This window comes from Trinickia sp. (genome assembly GCF_057351765.1).
In genome coordinates this window covers 16,059-35,713 of record NZ_JBMRBK010000036.1, presented here as the reverse complement: position 1 = coordinate 35,713, position 19,655 = coordinate 16,059, and the positions used below count along the sequence as shown (strand labels likewise).

The following is a 19,655-nucleotide window of genomic DNA, read 5'->3' as shown; positions in this document are numbered from 1 at the left end:
TTGCATCAGGTGATGCAATAGGTGACGTCATTGCAGCACATCCTTGAGTCGATACCATGCGCCCACGAACGGCAAAAACCACGGCTTGCCGAAGTGACCGGGAATGGCGCGCCAGCCGAAGTCTTTCCATGGGTTCAAATCGGCACGCCCGTCCATGATTTCCGCCATCAGCGTACCCATCAGCGTGGCCATCTGCGTGCCGTGTCCGCTATAACCCATGGAGTAGTACACACCTTCTCGCGCTCCGGCGCGCGGCAATCGATTGGCCGTCATGTCGACCATGCCGCCCCAGCAATAGTCGATGCGCACGTCGGCCAGTTCGGGAAACACGGCGGCCATTTGCTGTCGCAAGATCAAGCCGCTTTTCTCGTCCGAACGAGGGTTCGAGGTCGCAAAACGCGCGCGTCCGCCAAACAGTATCCGACTGTCGGGCGTGACACGAAAGAAATTGACGAAGTTCTTGGTGTCGGTGGCCATCCTGCGCGTCGGCATCAGCCGGTTGAGTAAATCCACCGGCAAGGGCTCCGTGACGATGAGGAACGCCCCAACCGGCACGATTCTGCGCCGGATCCAGCCGAACGGCCCGACCTGCGAGATGCCGCTTGCGAGAAGGACCTGCGCCGCGCGGATTTCTCCGCGCGGCGTTTGGACGACATAGGCGCCGGCCGATTCCCTTTGCAGCCCCAGAACCGGCGCATGTTCCAGAATATGCGCTCCACGCGCTTGCGCGGCCCTCGCGAGACCCCGAACGTAGCGGCCGACGTGCATCCCCGCACTCTTCTTAAAAATCAATCCGCCGTGGTAACGGTCGGAACCCAACTCGTCCCGAAGCTCCGCCTTGGTCACAAGGCGCGTGTCGGGGTCTACGCCCGCGGCCAACATCGCCTGGCTTCGCGCGAGCTTATCGAAGTGCTCCGGTTTCGCCGCGAGCTTGAGCTTGCCCGTGCGCGCGAAATCGCAATCGATCGACTCTTCCCTGACCAATCGCTCGACCGTGTCGACACCTGCGTCGAACGCGAGATACAGCCGGTTGGCCCATTCCGTGCCGATGCGCTGCGAGAGAGTAGCGTAATCCTGCGCGAAGCCGTTGTTGCACATGCCGCCATTGCGGCCCGACGCCGCCTGCCCCACGGTTCCAGCTTCGCAGACGATGACGCGCGCGCCCTTTTTAGCCAGCGCCAACGCAGCCGCCGACCCTGTGATCCCCCCGCCCACCACGATCACGTCGCAACGTCCACCGTGCTCGTCAGGCGAGTTGTTGACGAATGGCTCGGACGTATCCAGCCAGTAAGACTCGAAATGCATTTCATACTCCCCAAATGGTCCCGGCACGCACGAAGTCACACGCAATGTTCTCCTGCACGACGACCGCCTCTACGGTGTCGACAGCGGCGTCAATGCCCGGTGGAACGCGCTTGCCTTCTCGATGCCAATGCGCCCGGCCAACGCGGCGAAGTCATGCGAGAGTCCGCTGTTACAGTGCCCTCCGTTTCGGCCGGACGCCTCGCCCGACCGGGGCCGCCTCGAACACGGTTACACCCGCACTCTGCCTTGCGAGCGCGAGCGCCGCGGACAATCCGGTAAAGGCCGCACCGGCTATCACAACGTCGGTTCGGCCTACCGCCGGTCCGCGTGCCGAACGGTCAAACGCAGGTGCAGTATCAAGCCAGTACGATTCGAGCTCGATCACATTCTCCGCGCCTGCCCGGCTTCAGGGCGCATACATCACTCTTAGAGACCGACGAGCGCGGGCAGGCCGCTCAAATCCTTAATTTCGTGAGAGCCCCACACCGGCCAGCTCGGCTCGTGACCACGCGAGACGAAGACCTTGTTCTTGATCCCGACGTCGTCCGCCGATAGATGGTCGTAGCGCATGCTGGACGAGACGTGGAGAATGTCGCTCGGCCTGCAATCGAGCTGCTCGATCATGTACTCGAAGGCACGCAGACGCGGTTTGTAGGCTTGAGCCTGCTGCGCGGTATAAACGCGATGGAAAGGAGCACCCAGCTTTTCGACGCTATACGGAATCTGCACGTCCATCGCATTGGAGAAGATGACCAGCTTGTATTCCGTGGCAAGCCTTGCCAGCGCGTCCGGCACGTCTGCATGCGGCTTCCAGGTCGGCACGGCGTTGTAAAACTTAAGACCCTCGTTATCGCGGTATTCGATGCCCCAGCGGCGACAGGTCCGTTTCACCGAATTGCAGAGGATTTGGTCATATGGCCGCCAGTCGCCCATGACCTCGTCCAGACGGTAGCGCGCGAAGTCCGTCGTGAATTGCTGCATGTCCGTGGCGGCGATGCGGTCCGCGAAAAGCTCACGCGCAAGGTCTGCCATCTGAAAATTAATCAGCGTTCCATAGCAATCGAACGAAATGTACTTGGGCCTCAGGCTGGTGCTCATGTCAAGGTTTCCTCTGTCTATCGAATGTTTGCCCGTCGATACGGGAAGATCGCAGCAAGGTCGGCTGGCGAGGTAGCTGCGGATCTACGCTCGCCGTGTTTGATGCATGAGATCTGAGCAGTGCTGTGCGCCTCGAGCAAGCAAAGCACTTCGAGATTTCGTGGCGCATCGGCTGCACAGAATTGTTGAACAATATAGCAAGGACGGCGGCGGCGCCAGATTTTTTCATGAAACAGGGGATTTCCCGGATAAAGACCGGATGGCCGGCCGTGTAGCACGACGCTGTCCGCACACTGGAGCCGGCAACAGACCGTCCTTGCCGCAAAATCGCTCATGCCACGGCGTTCCGGCGTGCAACAGGATTTTCTGGCCGGAAGCAGATCCAATGGTTTTCTCAACTAGGGCGCAACGGCCGCTGGGAACAGCTGCTCCATGTAACCGAGCGCCGCCCTTGTGCAAGCCGCATTTATTGTTCTACAATTCTGACCAAGATGGACTTGCGGTGCAGGGTTGCCCAAACCGGACCTCTGGAGTTGAGGAATGGATAGCCAGGTCTTTGTTCCGCGAAACAGGCATGTGGCGAGAAAGCATGCACGTCTCCGTAATGCCACTCCTCATACACGGCACTGCTCATGCCCTCCCCAATTCGAATCTCGTCGTTATCCACCGCATCAGAAGGGTTGCTGCCCTCCCACGCCGGAGGCCTGGCCGCAGGATTTACCCATGTCGATGAGGAAGAAGCCATTGCCATCGGCACGGAGGTATTTGGGCTCGATGGCAGTGTCGTTCGCTTTCCGACTGAAAAGGACGACACGTTCCGCTTCGATGACCACGACGGTCGCAAATGGATTCTTAAGATTGCGAACCCCGACGAAGACTGGGAGGAGTTAAGTCTTCAGGTTGAACTGCTTGCGCACCTCCAACAGGTGGCACCGGACCTGCCCGTGCCTCGGGTATCGCCAAGTCTCAACGGCGCGATCTTGCCGAAGGTGACAACAAGCAGCGGTGAAGATCGATATGTCCGCCTTCTCTCGTACCTGCCCGGTATACCGTTGGCAACCACGACTTCAACGTCGCAAGACCGAGAAAGGATCGGCGAACTTCTAGCCGCTCTGCGGCACGCGTGCAGTACCTTCTCCCACCCCGGAGACTCGCGCACGTTGGCATGGGACGTAAGGCATCTGAGCGATCTTCGCCACTTGTTGGATCACGTCGACGACAGACGACATCGTGCGCAGATTGAAATGGCGCTGGAGCGCTTCAAAACCATCGAGCCCCAACTCGCGCTCTGTCGTACGCAGGTCCTGCACAACGACTTCAACACGTCGAATATCGTCGTCGACCCAGCCGACGAACGTTTCGTCACCGGAATCATCGATTTCGGCGACACCGTGCGCACGGCTATTGCGATCGACGTGTCGACGGCGCTGATGAACCAACTTCCCGGCCAGCTCGATGACGATAGACAAGCCGATTTTTTTGGCCGCGCGAGAGACGTCTTACGCGGCTATTTGCGCGGTGCGGACCTGACCGACGGCGAATTGATGTTGATCCCTCATCTCGCAATGGCCCGGGTTGTCACGCGCGCATTGCTCACCACTTGGCGAGCGAAGCTTTTTCCTCAAAACAGCACGTACATCCTGCGCAACACCGACGCGGGATGGGCGCAGCTCGAATGGTTCCTCCACCGCAGCTTCGACGACATCTCCCAGCTTCTGCTGCTCCCCGCCCGGTAGTAACGGGATATCAATGCAAGGATGAAAATGAGTACATTACCGAAAGGATTTCGCGGAGATATGCCCAACGGCTTCAATCCCGCCTCCGTCGAATCTCTTGACAGCAAGACGCGTGAGCATATTGAACGCCGCTCCCGCCTGCTGGGACCGGCGTATCGCCTGTTTTACGCTCAACCTCTGCGCATCGCACGCGGCGCTGGCGTGTATCTTTACGACGATGCGGGCGATGAGTATCTCGATGCTTATAACAATGTAGTATCCGTGGGCCATGCGCACCCGCGTGTAACCGCAGCGATATCCCGGCAGCTCGATACCCTCTGCACTCATACACGCTACATGCAAGACGGTATCCTGCGTTACGCCGAGAAACTGCTGGCCACTTTCGAGGGGGAGATCGGTGCCGGCCATACCATGTTCACGTGCACCGGCTCCGAAGCCAACGACCTGGCGATGCGAATTGCTCGCCATCACACGGGTAACGAGGGTGTCATCGTCACATCCGAGGCGTATCACGGCAACTCCGGTGTGACATCGAGCTTTTCGCCGTCGCTCGGAAAACGGTCCGCGCTTGGCCCGATGGTCCGTACGGTGCCACCGCCGGACTCGTACCGTATCGTGCCCGAACACATCGGCCGATGGATGGCGGATAACGTCGCGCAGCAAATTGAGGACATCAAGCGTCATGGCGGCGGCCTTGCTGCCTTCATCGTCGATTCGTTGTTTTCGTCTGACGGGCTCTACTCGCACCCTGTCGACGTACTCAAACCTGTTGCAGAGGTCGTGCGCAGTGCCGGAGGCCTATTCATTGCGGACGAAGTGCAATGTGGCTTTGGGCGCAGTGGCACCCACATGTGGGGTCATCGACGTCATGGCGTAGATCCGGACATTGTTACGCTTGGCAAGCCGATGGGTAATGGTTATCCGGTAGCGGGCGTCGTCGTGCGCTCGGACGTCGTTGCAAGCTTCGGACGCGATATGCGCTATTTCAACACGTTCGGCGGAAACTCGGTCGCTATTGCAGCAGCGGAAGCTACTCTGGATGTCATTCAGGACGAAGGATTGATGGCCAATGCGACAAGGGTTGGCCAGATCATTCTTGACGGTTTGACTTCCATCGCCGCAAAGTACGAACAGATTGGCGACGTGCGAGGGACCGGCCTTTACTTCGGTGTCGAGTTGGTCAAGGACCGGAAAACGAAAGCATCCGACATTGATACCGGACTCGCAATTGTCAACCGGCTCAGACAGCGACGCGTGCTGATCTCTGCCACGGGTGCCGACGCAAACGTGCTGAAAATCAGACCGCCTCTCGTCTTTACCGAAGCGGATGCGGACCGTCTGTTGACCGAAATCGAAGCGTCGTTTGCGTCGCTTTAAGCCCGGACGCCGACCCGATTCCAGCGCGCAGGGGGCCCACGCTGAGCCTCCAGTTCCCAACTATAATATGCGGGCGTCCAAGCCCCCCGAGGCGCGTGCGAGTCCTAACAATCCGGCAGGCGAGTGAGTGCCGTCCCAATTTCCAGTTGCCATGATATTGACCACGAAAGCACACCACAGCGGCGAACCCGCGCGAGGGTCGGTCGTTGCTGAAGTGGCCGACAAGCTCAAAACCCACATTTTGAACGGCCGCTTCAAACCTGGCGAATTCCTGCGCGATATACGCATGGCAGAGGAATACCAAGTCTCCCGCCACACGTTCCGCTCGGCTGCGCAACTGCTGGTAAGCAACAGGATCCTCCGGCAGGCGGCGAATCGCGGGTTTTATGTGCCCGAGTTCGGCCCGGATGATATCGTCGATGTCACTCGATTGCGTGCCGTCCTGGAAGCAGAAGCCGTCAAGATGATTGTTCTCAACGGTAAAATTCCCGACGACGCGATAGAGGCGGTGGAGCGGCTACGCAGTGCACCACCCGACGCTCCGCGTTCTCTGCAGGTCACGGCGGACCGCGATTTCCACCGCGCAATCATCGTCGCAAGTGGCAGTCCGCGACTGCTACGCTGTTATGAAATGCTGGAATGCGAAATTGAGCTTCTCTTGGTTCAGCGTCAGGAGTTCTACGAAGATCCGAAGACGATAGTGCGCGAACATGAACACCTGATTGCGTGCATGAAAAGCCGCGACTTCGAAACCGCTCGCGATGCATTTCTGGAGCACTGGGATGATCTGCGCATCAAGCTGCTTCGTTCGGAAGCCGGAAAATTGCTAGGGTCTGCCCACATTCTCACCAGCGGTTCGAAGGAACAGGCAAGCGAATCGAAGGCGAGATAGCTGCATTGACCCGTCGCCTCCGCTAGAGCCCTTCGATCGCCTCATACGGCAAACCGACATAATTTTCGGCAATGGTCGTCAGACCGGCTTTCGACCCGGTGTAGTACTCATAGTCCGTACGTTGCATGCGTTTGTCGAATCCGTCGCTGTCGGGGAATTCATGCAGCAAGGTCGTCATGAACCATGAAAAGCGCTCGGCCTTCCATACGCGTCGCAAGGCGATCTCGGAATAACGATCGAGGATTTGCGCGTGTCCTTCTTCGTATGCGCGCCGCAGAAGGCGGTATAGCGTGTTGACGTCACTGGCAGCCAGGTTCAGGCCCTTGGCTCCGGTGGGCGGCACGATATGCGCGGCATCGCCGACCAGAAACAGCTTCCCATATTGCATTGGCTCAACCACATAGCTGCGCAAAGGTGCAATGCTCTTCTCGAGCGAAGGTCCGATTGCTACGCCGTCGGCGATGTCGGTCGGCAGGCGGCGCTTCAACTCCTCCCAAAACCGTTCGTCGGACCAGTCCTCCACCTTTTCGGTCAGCGGCACCTGGAAGTAGTAGCGGCTACGCGTGGTCGAGCGCTGACTGCACAGCACGAACCCGCGTTCATGATGGGCATAAATCAATTCGTGATTGACCGGCGGCGTATCTGAGAGCAACCCCAGCCAACCGAACGGATACACGCGTTCGTAGGACGTCAGGACGTTTTCGGGAATGCACTTGCGCGATATCCCGTGAAAGCCATCGCAACCCGCGATGTAGTCGCAGTCGAGTCGGCATACCTTGCCGTCCTTCTCGAATGTGACGTAAGGATGCTCCCCTTTTACCTCGAGCGGCTGGACGTTCGCGGCCTCATAAATAGTCTGCGCACCCATTGCGACCCGCGCTTCCATCAGGTCCCGCGTAACCTCGGTTTGGCCGTACACCATCACCGACGAGCCTCCCGTCAACGCCTTGAGGTCGATGCGGTCGCGCCTTCCGCCGAAGATCAATTCGATGCCGTCATGGACCAGCCCCTCGGCATCCATGCGCTCGCTGACGCCGGCTTCGCGCAGCAGTCCGACGGTTCCTTGTTCGAGCACTCCCGCTCGGATCCGGCCCAGTACGTATTCCCCGCTTTGCCGCTCGACGATGACATTGTCGATACCCGCGCGAGTAAGCAACTGCCCCAGGAGCAGGCCGGAGGGGCCGGCGCCGATGATTGCGACTTTGGTTCTCATATGATGTGTTCTCCGCCGATGCCAGTGTGCTGCCGCTATCGGCTTGGACAGGTACGCTCTCGCGCGCCTGTCCGTCAAATTTCCAATACCCCGGCGTCCCGCTTAGAACATATGGCGAATGCCGGCCATTACGCCGACCTGGTTCGCACCGCGGGCCGGTGTCGTACCGCCACCGCCAGCACTAACCGAGTACGCCGCATGCTGGCTGTTGCCCAAATACGATCCTTGAAGATAGACGGCTGTCTGTTTGGACAAGTAGTAAGCAGTGCGAATCGTGCCCATCGAGGCACGGGCATCTTGCCGTGCGTTGACGATGCGATACACCTCCCCTTCCAGGAACAGGGCCGGCGTGATCGGGTAAGAAGCACCTAGATAGAAGAGATCCGAATGGATGCTCGGGACAGCCGATGAGGCGAAGTTCACGCGCCGGCCCAGCCATCCGCCGCCAAGTCGGACGCCGTAGACTTTCGCCCATCCATCCAATTGAATGCGCACATCTTCGTCGCCGCCATTGGTCAGCGCGGCCGGTGCGACTCCATCGAAGAAGTTCGCCGCCGCCGTTGCACCACCTCGCTGCTCGTCGTACGCTGCCGCCACGCCGAAGGTGCTCGCGTCATACTTCAGCATTGCCGACCATTGGTGACAGTTCGTCGCCTGGCCAGGAATCTGACCTGCACACGTACCTTGTCCGGGGGAGTTGCCCGTGCCTGCCCCGTCCCGACCGAACGAGTACGTCGCGCCGACGGTCAACCCGCTGAAGGTGCCCTTATAGGCAACCGTGTTGTCGCTGCGCGCATTTGGAACATACGCATCGAGCGAACCCAGCCCGTAAATGTCCGGACCGAGAATGTCCGAATCCGTATTCGCCCAGAAGGTCATCGTGTACTGACGCCCGAACGACAGTGTGCCGTAGGGACCGCTCAGGCCGACCCAGGCTTGACGCCCGAAGAGGCGTCCACCCTGCCCCATGTCCCCGCCGCGGAGATTGAAGCCGCTCTCCAACGTGAAGACGGCCTTGTAGCCGCCGCCGAGATCTTCAGCGCCGCGCATGCCCCACCGCGACGGCAACTCGCCCGTGATGCCTGGCATACGGACGACCTTACTGCCATTCGCGTTAGCGTGAGAGACGTACTCGATGCCCGTATCGAGAATCCCATATAGCGTCACGCTGCTCTGTGCAAAAACCGGCGCGCTCAATACGCAGCATGCCGCTACTGCCAACTGCTTGATTTTCATCTGATTCTCCGAATGATATGTCTCTTTATTGTGTTTGCGATACGGAGCGGCAATTGTTCGATGCCGACATTGCCAAAGGCATGGTGCTTCGAAGACGGGAATCTGGGAGTCCGATCATTCGTGCGTGATCAGTGATGCACCGGCCGGGTTCCAATGGAATCAACGCTCACATGCGGCGCGGCAAACTGTTTGATGAGCAAGCCGACACAGGCTAAGGCCCCGGCGACGGCCACCGTGGCAAAGATATCCGCGAAGGCAAAGTGACGACGCGTCAACTCGGCGACGAGAAACGACCCGGCAATTCCGCCGAATCGACCAACACCGAGCATCCATGCAACGCCTGTCCCACGCCCCGATGTTGGATAGAAGGATGCGGCCAGGGCCGGCATCGAGGACTGCGCCGTGTTCATCAGCACGCCCGCGAGAAAGATCACGGCGACGAGCGCGCCTACATTGCCCACGGCCTGGCCGATCGCATAGACGCTTACGGCCGTGAGCGCGTAGCACGCTGCGACGATGCGATTCGCGTTGAAGCGATCCATCAGTACGCCGGCGAGCACGGCGCCGACGCCACCCAGCGGAAACAGTGCCGAGATCAGTGTCGCGCTCTTGGCCGGGAGTCCGGCGTCCTTGAGCAAAATCGGCATCCAGTTGATCGATGCGTAAAAGATGACGAGGCCCATGAAGTAAGCCAGCCACAGCATCACGGAACCGACGATGTATGTCTTGGACAGAACGATGTTCAGGCCGCTCTTGCCGGCGGACGGTGTACTTTCGGTCAGCGTGAAGTGCTCGGCGTCCAAAGCTGCGCGCGAAATGCGCGCGAGTGCCTCCTGAATGCGTTGATACGGCTGCGCATTCATCACCATGAAGCGAACGGACTCCGGCATCTTCAGCGCGAGCAGGACGGCGAGCAGCAGCGGCGTCACGCCACCGAAGGCCAACACGCCGCGCCACCCGAAATGCGGAATCATCCACGCGGCTAGGAACCCACCCAGCGCAGCGCCAAGGGGAAAACCGCAAAACATCAGATTGATGATCGTCGCGCGACGGCGGTCGGGACAAAACTCTCCCATCAGCGTCACGGCGTTAGGCATCGCAGCTCCAAGCCCGATCCCGGTCACGAACCGCAGAACCGTCAGTTGCTGCAGCGATTGAGCAAACGCGGAACCGAGACACGACGCGCCGAAAATCACAACGGCGCCGAGTAGCAGAGAGCGTCGTCCCAAGCGGTCGGACAAAGGCCCTGCGCTCAGCGCACCGAAAGCGAGACCAAACAGCGCCGCGCTCAGCACCGGCGCAAGCTCCGGTTTCGTCAGATGCCATTCCGTCAGTAAAGAAGGGGCAATGAAACCGATAGCGGCCGTGTCGAACCCGTCCAGAAGGACGATGACGAAACACATAAAAAACATGAGCCATTGAAACCTTCCGAATGGATGCTCATTGATGAAGGTCTGTACGTCGATTGGTTGATTTCGGCTCATTGACGGTCTCCTATGCGATCCGAAGTATTCGGTACTTCACCCGGGTGCGTTTTGCCCTAATCCGGCGGCAGACCTGCTTTAGGCGTGCATAACGCTTATTCCTCCGGGCACGAATCGTCGCCGTCGAGGTGATGCAGGTCAAATAAGTGAAATCACCGAGCGGTCGTCCTCCGCCCTGCACGCCCTATCGCAGAGGCCCGCATTTACTGGGTTTGCGCTGAGCGCCGGGCCACTATCTCGATTCGACATAGTGCGTATCCCGTTTCTCGCGGTTGCGCCGTCGGACGCGCCTTTGACACACTCGCCTCAAACATGCCACCGCAGAAATCATTGCGCGGCCCACAAGGAGACAAGTTATGCACCCTGCGCGCGCGGCCTCGCTGGTTGTGCTCGCGGCAGCTTTGCTGCCACAGAGCGCTCTGATTAGCGCGACCGAACCTGTTCCATATCCCAAGCCCCTGCAAACCATCACCGAGCGAGGCGTATCGGTCGTGCGAACGTTCCCGGCGGAGAGCGGCCTGACGGGCTGGGTAATCAAGCGGGACAATCGCCAAATGATCGTCTACACGACCTCTGACAAGCAGCATCTCCTCGTGGGTGAATTGCTCGACGACTCGGGACACGACTTGACCGCACGCTACGCGTCTATGTATGTGCTGAAGCCCGATGTCGACTCGCTCTACAACCAGTTGGAAAAAGCGAATTACATTTCCGACGGAGCAGCGTCAGCGAAGTCGACCGTCTATGTTTTCATGGACCCGAACTGCGTCTTCTGCCATTTCGCATGGCTTGCTCTTCGGCCATACGTGAAAGCCGGCGTGCAGGTGAGATGGATACCTGTCAACGTCGTCAAGCCATCCTCCGCGCTGCGCGCCGCCGCGATACTGACCGCGCAGTCGCCGTTTAAAGCGCTTGAATACAACGAGGGCCATTTCGCGCTATCCAGCGAGGACGGCGGCATCAGCCCCGCGATCAAAGTCGACCCCGCGATCATGAGTTCGCTGACGGCAAACCGGTCGCTGATGGACGCATTCGGCGTGAACGGAACACCTGCGTTCGTTTGGAAAAGCGCCGACGGAAAGGTGCAGGCGAAGGCCGGCATGCCTCCGCTTTCCGAGTTGCCGGCTATCACCTCACTACCCGAGCAACCCGAGCCCGATCACGAACTGGATCGCTTTCGCTAGCGGGCGGCCGGTGTCGAACCCATCGTCCGTTTCACCCATGCAGTGCTCTCTAACCAAAACTTCATTCAAGGTGGTATTCCGTCATGAAAGACCTCTCAGTTCCGTCGACCAGGGGCGCCCGCCTGCGCGCGATCGCTTGCGCAGTCGGTGTGACCGGCGCCGGCATCGCCGCGCTTGCTGGCTGCGGTTCCAGTTCGACTAGCGCTTCGCCGCAAGTATCGAGCAACCAGCAACTCCAGTGCGATGATTCTTTAAAGACCGCGTTCAAACCCGACGCCAATACGACCGTGACGCTCGTCAAGTCGTTCAAGAAAGGGGACGACCTCAATTTGAACGGAACCGCGTCCGGACAGATTGCGAAAAACGATATGTGCGTCGTCAAGCTCAACATTGGGCCCGGCAACGTGGGACCTGCGAGCGCGCCGTCGATTTCGCCCGGAATCGGTATTGAAATCTGGCTGCCGTCGAAAACGAATTGGGGTGGACGCATCCACGTGCTAGGCGGCGGAGGCTACGCCGGCGCCCCGTCAGTCAGTTCTCTGACTGCGCTGGCAGGCGCAACCGGCACTTTGACAAGCGGCGAGGGCCCGGCTGCGGATATTGCGGGCGTGGAAGGCGCGGTGAGCGCGCTGACCGATACCGGTCACATATCGCAGCAAGGCGATTTCGGCGGCGTCTTCGATGGCAGCTGGGCGATGAACCCCGATGGGACCATCAACAGAACCGTATGGACCGACTTCGCCAGCCGGGCTATTCACGAAATGGCTGTCGAAACGAAAGCGCTGGCCGCCGCTTACTACGGCCAGCAACCCAAGCACGCCTACTGGGACGGGTGTTCGACCGGCGGACGACAGGGCTTAATGGAGGCGCAGGCAAATCCTGACGATTTCGACGGTATCCTCGCCGGGTCGGCTGCGATCAACTGGACACGCATGCAAACCGGCGGGCTGTATCCCGAAATTGTCATGCAACGCGATCTCGGCGGTGTACCGCTGACATCCGCTCAACTTAACCTCGTGTCCGCCGCAGCGGTCTCGGCATGCGACTCGTCGCTGACGGGCCAGCACGATGGTTTCGTCAACGATCCGGCCTCGTGCCGCTATGATCCTACCCGAGACGCGACCGTGCTATGCACCGTCAGCGGCGGCAGTAACGGCACAGCGGCTTGCCTCACTACGGCACAAGCTCAAGCGGTCAACAAAATGTGGTACGGCGAAACGACCGACGGCAGTGCCGCTTCGCCCGCGGTCGCGAACGGCTATTCGGACACATTACAAGCGAATCAATTGTGGTTTGGATTTCCGCGCGGCAGCAGTCTGGACACCTTCGCCGCGGCATCGGCGAACGGCGTGGGCGTGGCCAACGGTTTGACCGCCACCCCCGTTGCGCTCGAATTGCAAAACCCGAGCATCGCAACGCCGGCATTCACCAACGCAACCGGCAATGGGCAGAACGGGTGGATGAACCTTTCCTATTCCGACCTCTCAAACGCCTTCGCTCAAGGCCTCGCATTGCAGCCGTCATTCGCGAACATCAATACCGACGATCCCGACCTCTCGGCCTTCCGCGCGCGGAACGGGAAGATCATCACCTATCACGGCATGGCTGATTCGATCATCATGCCTCAGGGCTCGATCCACTACTACACCAATGTGGCGAACACGATGGGTGGCTTCTCGTCCGTGCAACAGTTCTACCGCTTCTTCGAAATTCCGGCGATGGGACACTGCGGCGGCATCGGCTCGGTCAACGGGACCGCAGGCATCAGCCCGGTCGCAAACCCTCCCTTGCCGGCACCGAACCAGTTGTACAACGCACTCGTGAGCTGGGTGGAAGGCGGCGTGGCGCCGGATCAAATCCCGCTCCAGAACCAAGGCGCCACCATGACCAGGCCCATCTGCATGTATCCGTCGAAGCTGACTTACAAGGGTGGCAATACCAACGCCGCTTCGAGCTACACGTGCAGTTGATTGCGACACAAGCGAAGAGCACTTACGGCTGAGAATTACGTCGGAATATCGGCTGCATAACCCGGTTATAAAAACATCTTTGCGATCGGCCGCAACGCGGGCACGAAGCGCGCCCGCGACAGCAGGCCTCTATCAGCAAGGCAGGAATCCAGGGGGGAGACAAGCAGTGCTCAACGCAACCTCGAAATCGCCGGGCGAAGTCCTTTTGCGCGAGCAAAAGATGCTCGTCACGACGACCGACACCACAGGAATCATCACGTATTGCAACGATGCATTCACCGAGACCAGCGGGTTTTCCCGTGACGAACTGATTGGGGAGCCTCATAGCGTCGTCCGGCATCCCGACATGCCGGACGAAGTGTATCGGGACATGTGGGCGACGCTGAAGCAACTTCAGCCTTGGACCGGTCTGTTGAAGAATCGTACGAACGACGGCCGTCACTTTTGGGTGCAAGCGAGCGTCTTGCCGATTCTCGAAGGCAATGACGCCGTCGCCTATCGCTCGGTCCAAACGCAAGCTGCGCGTGAAGACATTGCAGCGACCGAAGCGCTGTATGCGAGTTTGACGGACACGCGCGGCAGCGCCCGCCGCCTCGCCCGCATCGAAGGTGGCGCATTCCTGCGCACCGGCTGGGCCGGCGCCCTCGATCGTGTTGCGCACCCGACCATGAAAACCCAGGCCCACTTGCTGATGTTTGCGCTCGCCGTATCGGGAGCCGCGGTAGGCGCCTCGCTGAGCGGCCGCATCGAGGCACTGACGTGGCAGCGCACGTTGACCGGTCTCGCGTCATGCATCGTATTGGCACGCGTGGCGGAGTACCGCGTAAGAGTCATGTTCGTCCATCCCATGCGCCGGTTGCTGTCGTTCGTCACTCGTGTCGCAATGGGCGACCTGACACAAACGCTGAAAAACAGCTGGCGGCCGACCAGTGTAGTGGGAAAGCTCGAACTGACGGTCAACCAGGTGAGCCTCAACACGCGCGCAATCGTCAGCGATGCGCGCGACCAGATGGCGACCATGTCGCAGGCGACGGCTACCGTGAAAGACGGCAGCCACGATCTGGCGTCCCGCACTGAATCACAGGCCGCGAGCCTCGAGCAGTCGGCCGCCTCGATGGAGCAGTTGACCAATAGCGTGCGGCAGACTGCCGATACGGCCCGCCAAGCCGCGGTCAACGCCGGCCAAGCTTCGAGCATCACAGAGCAAGGAGGACTCGCAGTGGAGGCGATGAGCAAAACGATGCTGGTCATAACCGACGCGTCGCGCAAAATCGGCGAAATCATCAAGGTCATCGACGGAATCTCCTTTCAGACCAACATTCTCGCGCTCAATGCCGCCGTCGAGGCGGCGCGGGCCGGCGAACATGGCCGCGGCTTCGCGGTGGTCGCTGGCGAGGTGCGCAATCTCGCGAGTCGCGCGGCAGTGGCCGCGAAAGAAATCGCGGCGCTGATTGCGGATTCCGCAGAGAAAGTGGACGCGGGCAACAAGATAGCGGAGTCGGCGCGTGAAAAGATGCAGCAAGCCGTACAGGCGGTGCGCGACGTGAGCGCACTAATCGCTGAAATCGACACTGCCGCGTCGGAGCAAAGCATCGGCATATCGCAAGTTAAACAAGCGCTCGATCACATAGAGGAATTGACGCAGCAAAACACGTCCCTCGTCAGCTACCTTGCGCGCTCCGCCAACACGCTGGCGAGCAATGCGGACACCGTCGCAGGAACCATGGCGATGTTCCGCACCTGAAGCGATACGCGACACCCGCGCATTTCGGTATCATCGCCCCACGCGCAACGACCGTTTGACACGTCCAGGGGGCAAAACAGTTGCTGATCGGCGAGCGCGCTTACGCGTATGGCCACGAAAATAGCATTCTGCTGGAGAAGGCCAACCCCCGATGTCCGAACTCGATCTAAACCTCATTCCCTATCTGGTCGCGCTTGAAGAGACCCGGAACGTGAGCCGCGCCGGGGCTCGTCTCGGCGTCAGCCAGCCGCGTGTGAGCGCCGCGCTTGCCAAGCTACGCGAGTACTTCGGCGATCCACTCTTCGTGCGCACATCGCGCGGCATGGAGCCGACTCCACGCGCGCTTGCACTGATTCCTGCCGCTCGCGACGCGCTCGTGCAAATCGAGCGCGGGCTCTCCGCGGCGGTCGACTTCGATCCGGCAACCAGCACGCACACATTCTCCATTGCACTATCGGACGTGGGCGAGATCGTGTTTCTTCCTCGCTTGCTACAGGAATTCGCCCTCCGAGCCCCGAATGCGAATCTGCGCTCTGTCTCGCTGCCTCACGTTGATGTCGAGCGTGGCCTGGAAGGCGGCAGCATCGATCTGGCGTTGGGGTATTTCCCTGATTTGGGTGGGACGAACTTCTTTCAGCAACGGCTCTTCACGCATCGATTCATCTGCCTGATGCGACGCAGTCACCCGCTTGCCGCACATCCGCTCACGCTCGAGCAGTTCCTCTCCTGCGGCCACGCCGTGGTGCGAGCCGACGGACGCAGCCAGGAAGTGCTTGAGAAACACCTGGCGAAAGCGCGGCTTTACCGGCGGGCCGTTCTCGAAACGCCGCACTTCATGAGCTTGCCGTTCATCTTGAGCCGCACGGATCTGATAGCAACCGTGCCGCACGCGATCGGTTATGCCTATGCGGCGGAACATGCGTCTATCGTGCTGGTCGAGCCCCCTCTGTCACTACCTCGGTTCAATCTGCGGCAGCATTGGCACCGCAAATTCCACAACGACGCTCGCACGGTCTGGCTTCGCTCGCTGGTGGCGGAACTGTTCAACGATGCGCTCGACGAATGGCCCAAATGAAGGCAAGCCTGGCCTACCCGCCTGGCGCTGCCAAACCGACTACGTCCACCAACCAGCGCAATGGCAAAGGTGCTGAGACGATTTTGACCGGAGACGGTCCGGTCCGCATCGAAGTGCCGGGCGACCGCGAGGGCTGCTTTGAACCGCTGCCGACCTCGGCCAGGCCGGCATTGACGAACCGAGCACGCTGGTCCAGGTAGTCCAAGTTTTCCTCCGCGCCCCCCTATCTGCCAAAATCGATGCGCCCATACACCCCATCCGCTTCATCATTCGGGCCGGCAGCGAAAAACAAAGTGTTGGTCGGCTGATCGTTGAGCCCGTTGCCGAATGCCATACCCCACAACCCCGGTTCGACAATCGCTGTACCGTCTGCATGCCGCAAGGTCCCGATCAACATACCTGTGTTGGGGTCGAAGGCGTGGATCGTTCCATCGCCGAAATTTCCGATCAAAAGAGCATTGTTGAACGGGCCGAAGTCGCGGGGCGAGAGCGCCATGCCCCACGGCGCATTCAGCGGACCACCCGTCGCGAAACGCTGAATGAACTGTCCGGAAGTACTGAATACGTCGATCACGCCCAGGCCAGCGCCAGGCACATCGTCATGCTTGGCCCCATCCTGCATCGCATAGGCGACGAATATTTTCGAGTCGATAGCCTGAATGCCGAAAGGCGCGAAACCAGCGGGTAGCGTCGAGTCCTGAAACGCGCCCGGAAGCGCAACTTTCTTGAACGTATCATCGAATACATCGATCTTGTTGTTGTGGAAATCGGCCGCGAAGAGGAAGGTGGCGCCGTTGCTGCTCGCCATCGCAAGTCCCTTGTAGACCGCGCTGCCGCCGCTATCGAATACCGTCACGGCCGCCGTCGGGTTGACGGTGGGCGACCACGCGGTAAGGGTGCCGCCCTCTCCCGCGAAGATGAAAACTGCTGGCCCGGTTTTTCCATTCTGGCTCACCACGAAACCCGCCGTGCCGTTGAACACGATGCCAGTCGGATTGGCATCGCCGCTCGACCCCGCTGGGATCGACACGACAAGTGATTGCGGCACGCCGTTACCGTCATAGAGTGTCGCCTTCTGCGTGCCGTTATCCGCTACCCAGACAAAACCTTTTGGATTGAAGGCGATACCCCATGGATTTTTCAGATTGGCGTCGATGTGGGCAGCCGGAATGTTTCCGTCGGAGACGAGCGCGGTCACGTGGAAATGCTGACGGTGCGATGAGCCGCCTCCGCACGCTACGAGGCCAGCTACCATCACCGCCCCCAATGCGACGATCCCCGCCGTATGGACGTGTTTCATGATTGCGCTCCTGCGCATCGCGCGTGTGTCCGAGGATGTCTTTAAACGAATCCGCCCTCGCGTTTATTCCTTCGGTGCGTGGTTGGCGCCGTTGCGCTCGGCATTGGCGGGGCAAGGGGGCGAGGCGCTTTGTAGAGCGCACGTTGTGGTGGTTATTTTCAGTGGTCGCGCGACCTGTAGTTCGCCATCGGCGGCAATTTTTCGTCTGGCTTTAACCATTCGAGGCCACGCAAAACGTAGAGTCGGACGCCCAGAGAGAATGCTCTTCCTGCGAGCATTCGGGCAAACGTTTGCCTGCCTCGTTTTGCCTTGAATACACAGATCCTCTGACCGCCCGGGAAACAACTTGAACACCACTCGTGCATCACACGCCGTTATCGGCATTGCGGCGCTCGTTACCGCCGCTTCGTGCTACGCGCACACTTCCAAGAAACACCACAAAACGTCGTCGGATGCGCCGATGCCCGTGACCTACCCTTCGCCGACTGGCTCGGAACCAGCCGTCGCGACCCAATGGGGCGCCGTCAGCGAACCAGCATTGCCCGCGACGGTCTGCGGAGCGCCGTTGCAGGCAAAACTGACGCCCGTCGGCGGATCCATCGACACGCTCGACGCCGACCCCGCCAATTCTCAACCGGATACCGCCCGCATCCAGGCGGCGATCGATGCTTGTCCGGCCGGCCAGGCGGTCAAGCTGACGGTGGGCTACTCCGGCGAGTCGGGCTTTCTCAGCGGGCCGCTCCGGCTCAAGTCCGGTGTGACACTTTGGATCGACCAAGGCGTCACGCTCTTCGCTTCGCGCAACCCGGCCAACTATGACAACGGCGTGGGAACGTGCGGTACGGCAACGGCTTCCAAAACCAAGTCGTGCAATCCGTTGATACTCGCGAGCGACACGGCAGGTAGCGGGATCGTCGGGAAGGGCGTGATCGATGGCCGCGGCGGCAGCTTGCTGACCAGCGGGCCGAACGCGGGCAAGCGCAGTTGGTGGGACGTCGCGTATCAGAACAAGACGATGGGCCTCAATCAGCAGAACCCTCGGCTCGTGCAGGTTTCGAAGGGTTCGGCATTCACGCTGCACGACATCACGCTCGAAAACTCGCCGAACTTTCACGTGGTACTCGATAGCGTCGCCGGTGTCACTGCTTGGGGCATCAAGATTCTCTCGCCGAGCCTTGAATACACGAAAGCGCGTTACGCGTGCCCGAGCGGCACGACGCCCGATGCGCGCACGCCCGCGACTTGCTTTACGCCCGACACCGTCAAGAACACCGACGGTTTCGATCCCGGTCAATCGAGCAATGTCGTGCTCGCCTACTCCTACATCAGTACGGGCGACGATGACGTTGCAGTCAAGGCGAGCAAGGCACCGGCCAGCAATAATCTGACCTTCGCCCACAATCATTTTTATTATGGGCACGGCATGTCGATCGGCAGCGAGACGAACTCGGGCGTCAGTAACGTCGCCGTGACGGACTTGACGATGGACGGCTACGACAGCCCCAACGGAAACGGCCTGCGCATCAAGTCGGATTCCTCGCGCGGCGGCATGGTGAGCAATGTTCGTTATGAGCAGGTATGCATGCGCAACGTTCGCCAACCGCTCGTGTTCGACCCGTACTACAGTACGGCCAAAGGCTCCCTGTATCCGAGCTTCACCGGCATCGTCATAAAGGGGTTCCGCGATCTGGGCAGCGCTTCGCAGAGCAGCCAGGTGACCTTTTCGGGGTATGCCACGAACGGCGTCGTGAAGCCGCTGGAGATCACGCTGGACAACGTGGTGTTCGACGGTACGCAACCGGCTCTTGCGACAGGGCATAACGGCGGCCCGTCCGTATTGCCGGCCTATACCCATTTCACGCTGGGACCGGGCCCGGTCAGCTTTGCCAACTCGATCGTGACATCGACAGCTGCCGACGTGACCGTATCGGGCTCGCCCGGCAACGCGGCGCCTGTCGATTGCAGCGGTGCATTCGTTCCATTGAAGTCGGTGCTGCCTGATTCGCCGATCTGATTTCACGTTTCGCCCGGCCGGCTACTC

Annotated in this window: 14 protein-coding genes and 1 pseudogene; 9 read left to right on the top strand and 6 right to left on the bottom strand. The window is 60.1% G+C overall.

What is annotated here, in order from left to right; all coding sequences use genetic code 11:
• Positions 1 to 27: 27 nt before the first annotated feature.
• Positions 28 to 1,305 carry an NAD(P)/FAD-dependent oxidoreductase gene (locus ACO1XS_RS08485; RefSeq protein ID WP_486390432.1) on the bottom strand — a complete coding sequence of 426 codons (1,278 nt, stop codon included), beginning with the start codon at positions 1,303 to 1,305 and terminating at the stop codon, positions 28 to 30.
• 426 nt (positions 1,306 to 1,731) lie between these two features.
• Positions 1,732 to 2,403 (bottom strand): haloacid dehalogenase type II, encoded by a 672-nt coding sequence (locus ACO1XS_RS08480; RefSeq protein ID WP_486390431.1) that lies wholly within the window; start codon positions 2,401 to 2,403, stop codon positions 1,732 to 1,734.
• Between the two features lie 632 nt (positions 2,404 to 3,035).
• Between ACO1XS_RS08480 and ACO1XS_RS08475 the strand changes: the two genes are divergently transcribed.
• The 3 genes from ACO1XS_RS08475 (at position 3,036) to ACO1XS_RS08465 (ending at position 6,408) form a co-directional block, all read left to right on the top strand.
• Positions 3,036 to 4,139: a phosphotransferase gene (locus ACO1XS_RS08475; protein WP_486390430.1), complete on the top strand. Its 1,104-nt coding sequence runs from the start codon at positions 3,036 to 3,038 to the stop codon at positions 4,137 to 4,139.
• 27 nt (positions 4,140 to 4,166) lie between these two features.
• Positions 4,167 to 5,516 (top strand): aspartate aminotransferase family protein, encoded by a 1,350-nt coding sequence (locus tag ACO1XS_RS08470; protein WP_486390429.1) that lies wholly within the window; start codon positions 4,167 to 4,169, stop codon positions 5,514 to 5,516.
• Positions 5,517 to 5,667: 151 nt separating this feature from the next.
• On the top strand, positions 5,668 to 6,408 hold the full coding sequence (locus tag ACO1XS_RS08465) for a GntR family transcriptional regulator (RefSeq protein ID WP_486390428.1): 741 nt from the start codon (positions 5,668 to 5,670) through the stop codon (positions 6,406 to 6,408).
• A 22-nt stretch (positions 6,409 to 6,430) separates the two neighbouring features.
• Here ACO1XS_RS08465 and pobA read toward each other — a convergent pair whose 3' ends face one another.
• From pobA to ACO1XS_RS08450, 3 genes are all read right to left on the bottom strand, one after another.
• Positions 6,431 to 7,621 (bottom strand): 4-hydroxybenzoate 3-monooxygenase, encoded by a 1,191-nt coding sequence (pobA, locus tag ACO1XS_RS08460; protein WP_486390427.1) that lies wholly within the window; start codon positions 7,619 to 7,621, stop codon positions 6,431 to 6,433.
• Positions 7,622 to 7,723: 102 nt separating this feature from the next.
• Positions 7,724 to 8,857 (bottom strand): porin, encoded by a 1,134-nt coding sequence (locus tag ACO1XS_RS08455; RefSeq protein WP_486390426.1) that lies wholly within the window; start codon positions 8,855 to 8,857, stop codon positions 7,724 to 7,726.
• 128 nt (positions 8,858 to 8,985) lie between these two features.
• Complete coding sequence (locus ACO1XS_RS08450) at positions 8,986 to 10,341, bottom strand: MFS transporter (RefSeq protein ID WP_486390425.1); 1,356 nt, start codon at positions 10,339 to 10,341, stop codon at positions 8,986 to 8,988.
• A 356-nt stretch (positions 10,342 to 10,697) separates the two neighbouring features.
• Here ACO1XS_RS08450 and dsbG point away from each other — a divergent pair, with 356 nt between their 5' ends.
• From dsbG to ACO1XS_RS08425, 5 genes and pseudogenes are all read left to right on the top strand, one after another.
• Positions 10,698 to 11,525: a thiol:disulfide interchange protein DsbG gene (dsbG, locus tag ACO1XS_RS08445; RefSeq protein ID WP_486390424.1), complete on the top strand. Its 828-nt coding sequence runs from the start codon at positions 10,698 to 10,700 to the stop codon at positions 11,523 to 11,525.
• A gap of 83 nt (positions 11,526 to 11,608) precedes the next feature.
• The gene (locus ACO1XS_RS08440) at positions 11,609 to 13,495 is read left to right on the top strand and encodes a tannase/feruloyl esterase family alpha/beta hydrolase (RefSeq protein WP_486390423.1); all 1,887 of its coding nucleotides are present in this window, start codon (positions 11,609 to 11,611) and stop codon (positions 13,493 to 13,495) included.
• 166 nt (positions 13,496 to 13,661) lie between these two features.
• Entirely contained in the window at positions 13,662 to 15,239 is a 1,578-nt protein-coding gene (locus ACO1XS_RS08435; protein WP_486390422.1) for a methyl-accepting chemotaxis protein, read from the top strand.
• Positions 15,240 to 15,390: 151 nt separating this feature from the next.
• Complete coding sequence (locus ACO1XS_RS08430; RefSeq protein WP_486390421.1) at positions 15,391 to 16,314, top strand: LysR family transcriptional regulator; 924 nt, start codon at positions 15,391 to 15,393, stop codon at positions 16,312 to 16,314.
• A 5-nt stretch (positions 16,315 to 16,319) separates the two neighbouring features.
• A pseudogene (locus ACO1XS_RS08425) lies at positions 16,320 to 16,463 on the top strand (transposase); the annotation flags it as partial.
• Positions 16,464 to 16,537: 74 nt separating this feature from the next.
• Here ACO1XS_RS08425 and ACO1XS_RS08420 read toward each other — a convergent pair.
• Positions 16,538 to 17,614, bottom strand: coding sequence for a TIGR03118 family protein (locus ACO1XS_RS08420; protein ID WP_486390420.1), 1,077 nt, complete (start codon positions 17,612 to 17,614; stop codon positions 16,538 to 16,540).
• A 460-nt stretch (positions 17,615 to 18,074) separates the two neighbouring features.
• On the opposite strand from ACO1XS_RS08420, the gene ACO1XS_RS08415 reads away from it, so the two are divergent.
• Positions 18,075 to 19,628, top strand: coding sequence for a glycoside hydrolase family 28 protein (locus ACO1XS_RS08415; RefSeq protein WP_486390419.1), 1,554 nt, complete (start codon positions 18,075 to 18,077; stop codon positions 19,626 to 19,628).
• The last annotated feature ends 27 nt before the right edge of the window (positions 19,629 to 19,655 follow it).

Bases quoted from the DNA above. Each gene is read 5' to 3' on its own strand.
- ACO1XS_RS08485 (WP_486390432.1), bottom strand. From the start codon at position 1,305: ATGCATTTCGAGTCTTACTGGCTGGATACGTCCGAGCCATTCGTCAAC.
- ACO1XS_RS08450 (WP_486390425.1), bottom strand. From the start codon at position 10,341: ATGAGCCGAAATCAACCAATCGACGTACAGACCTTCATCAATGAGCAT.
- ACO1XS_RS08475 (WP_486390430.1), top strand. From the start codon at position 3,036: ATGCCCTCCCCAATTCGAATCTCGTCGTTATCCACCGCATCAGAAGGG.
- ACO1XS_RS08480 (WP_486390431.1), bottom strand. From the start codon at position 2,403: ATGAGCACCAGCCTGAGGCCCAAGTACATTTCGTTCGATTGCTATGGA.
- dsbG (WP_486390424.1), top strand. From the start codon at position 10,698: ATGCACCCTGCGCGCGCGGCCTCGCTGGTTGTGCTCGCGGCAGCTTTG.
- pobA (WP_486390427.1), bottom strand. From the start codon at position 7,621: ATGAGAACCAAAGTCGCAATCATCGGCGCCGGCCCCTCCGGCCTGCTC.
- ACO1XS_RS08465 (WP_486390428.1), top strand. From the start codon at position 5,668: ATGATATTGACCACGAAAGCACACCACAGCGGCGAACCCGCGCGAGGG.
- ACO1XS_RS08440 (WP_486390423.1), top strand. From the start codon at position 11,609: ATGAAAGACCTCTCAGTTCCGTCGACCAGGGGCGCCCGCCTGCGCGCG.
- ACO1XS_RS08470 (WP_486390429.1), top strand. From the start codon at position 4,167: ATGAGTACATTACCGAAAGGATTTCGCGGAGATATGCCCAACGGCTTC.
- ACO1XS_RS08420 (WP_486390420.1), bottom strand. From the start codon at position 17,614: ATGAAACACGTCCATACGGCGGGGATCGTCGCATTGGGGGCGGTGATG.
- ACO1XS_RS08455 (WP_486390426.1), bottom strand. From the start codon at position 8,857: ATGAAAATCAAGCAGTTGGCAGTAGCGGCATGCTGCGTATTGAGCGCG.
- ACO1XS_RS08430 (WP_486390421.1), top strand. From the start codon at position 15,391: ATGTCCGAACTCGATCTAAACCTCATTCCCTATCTGGTCGCGCTTGAA.
- ACO1XS_RS08415 (WP_486390419.1), top strand. From the start codon at position 18,075: ATGCCCGTGACCTACCCTTCGCCGACTGGCTCGGAACCAGCCGTCGCG.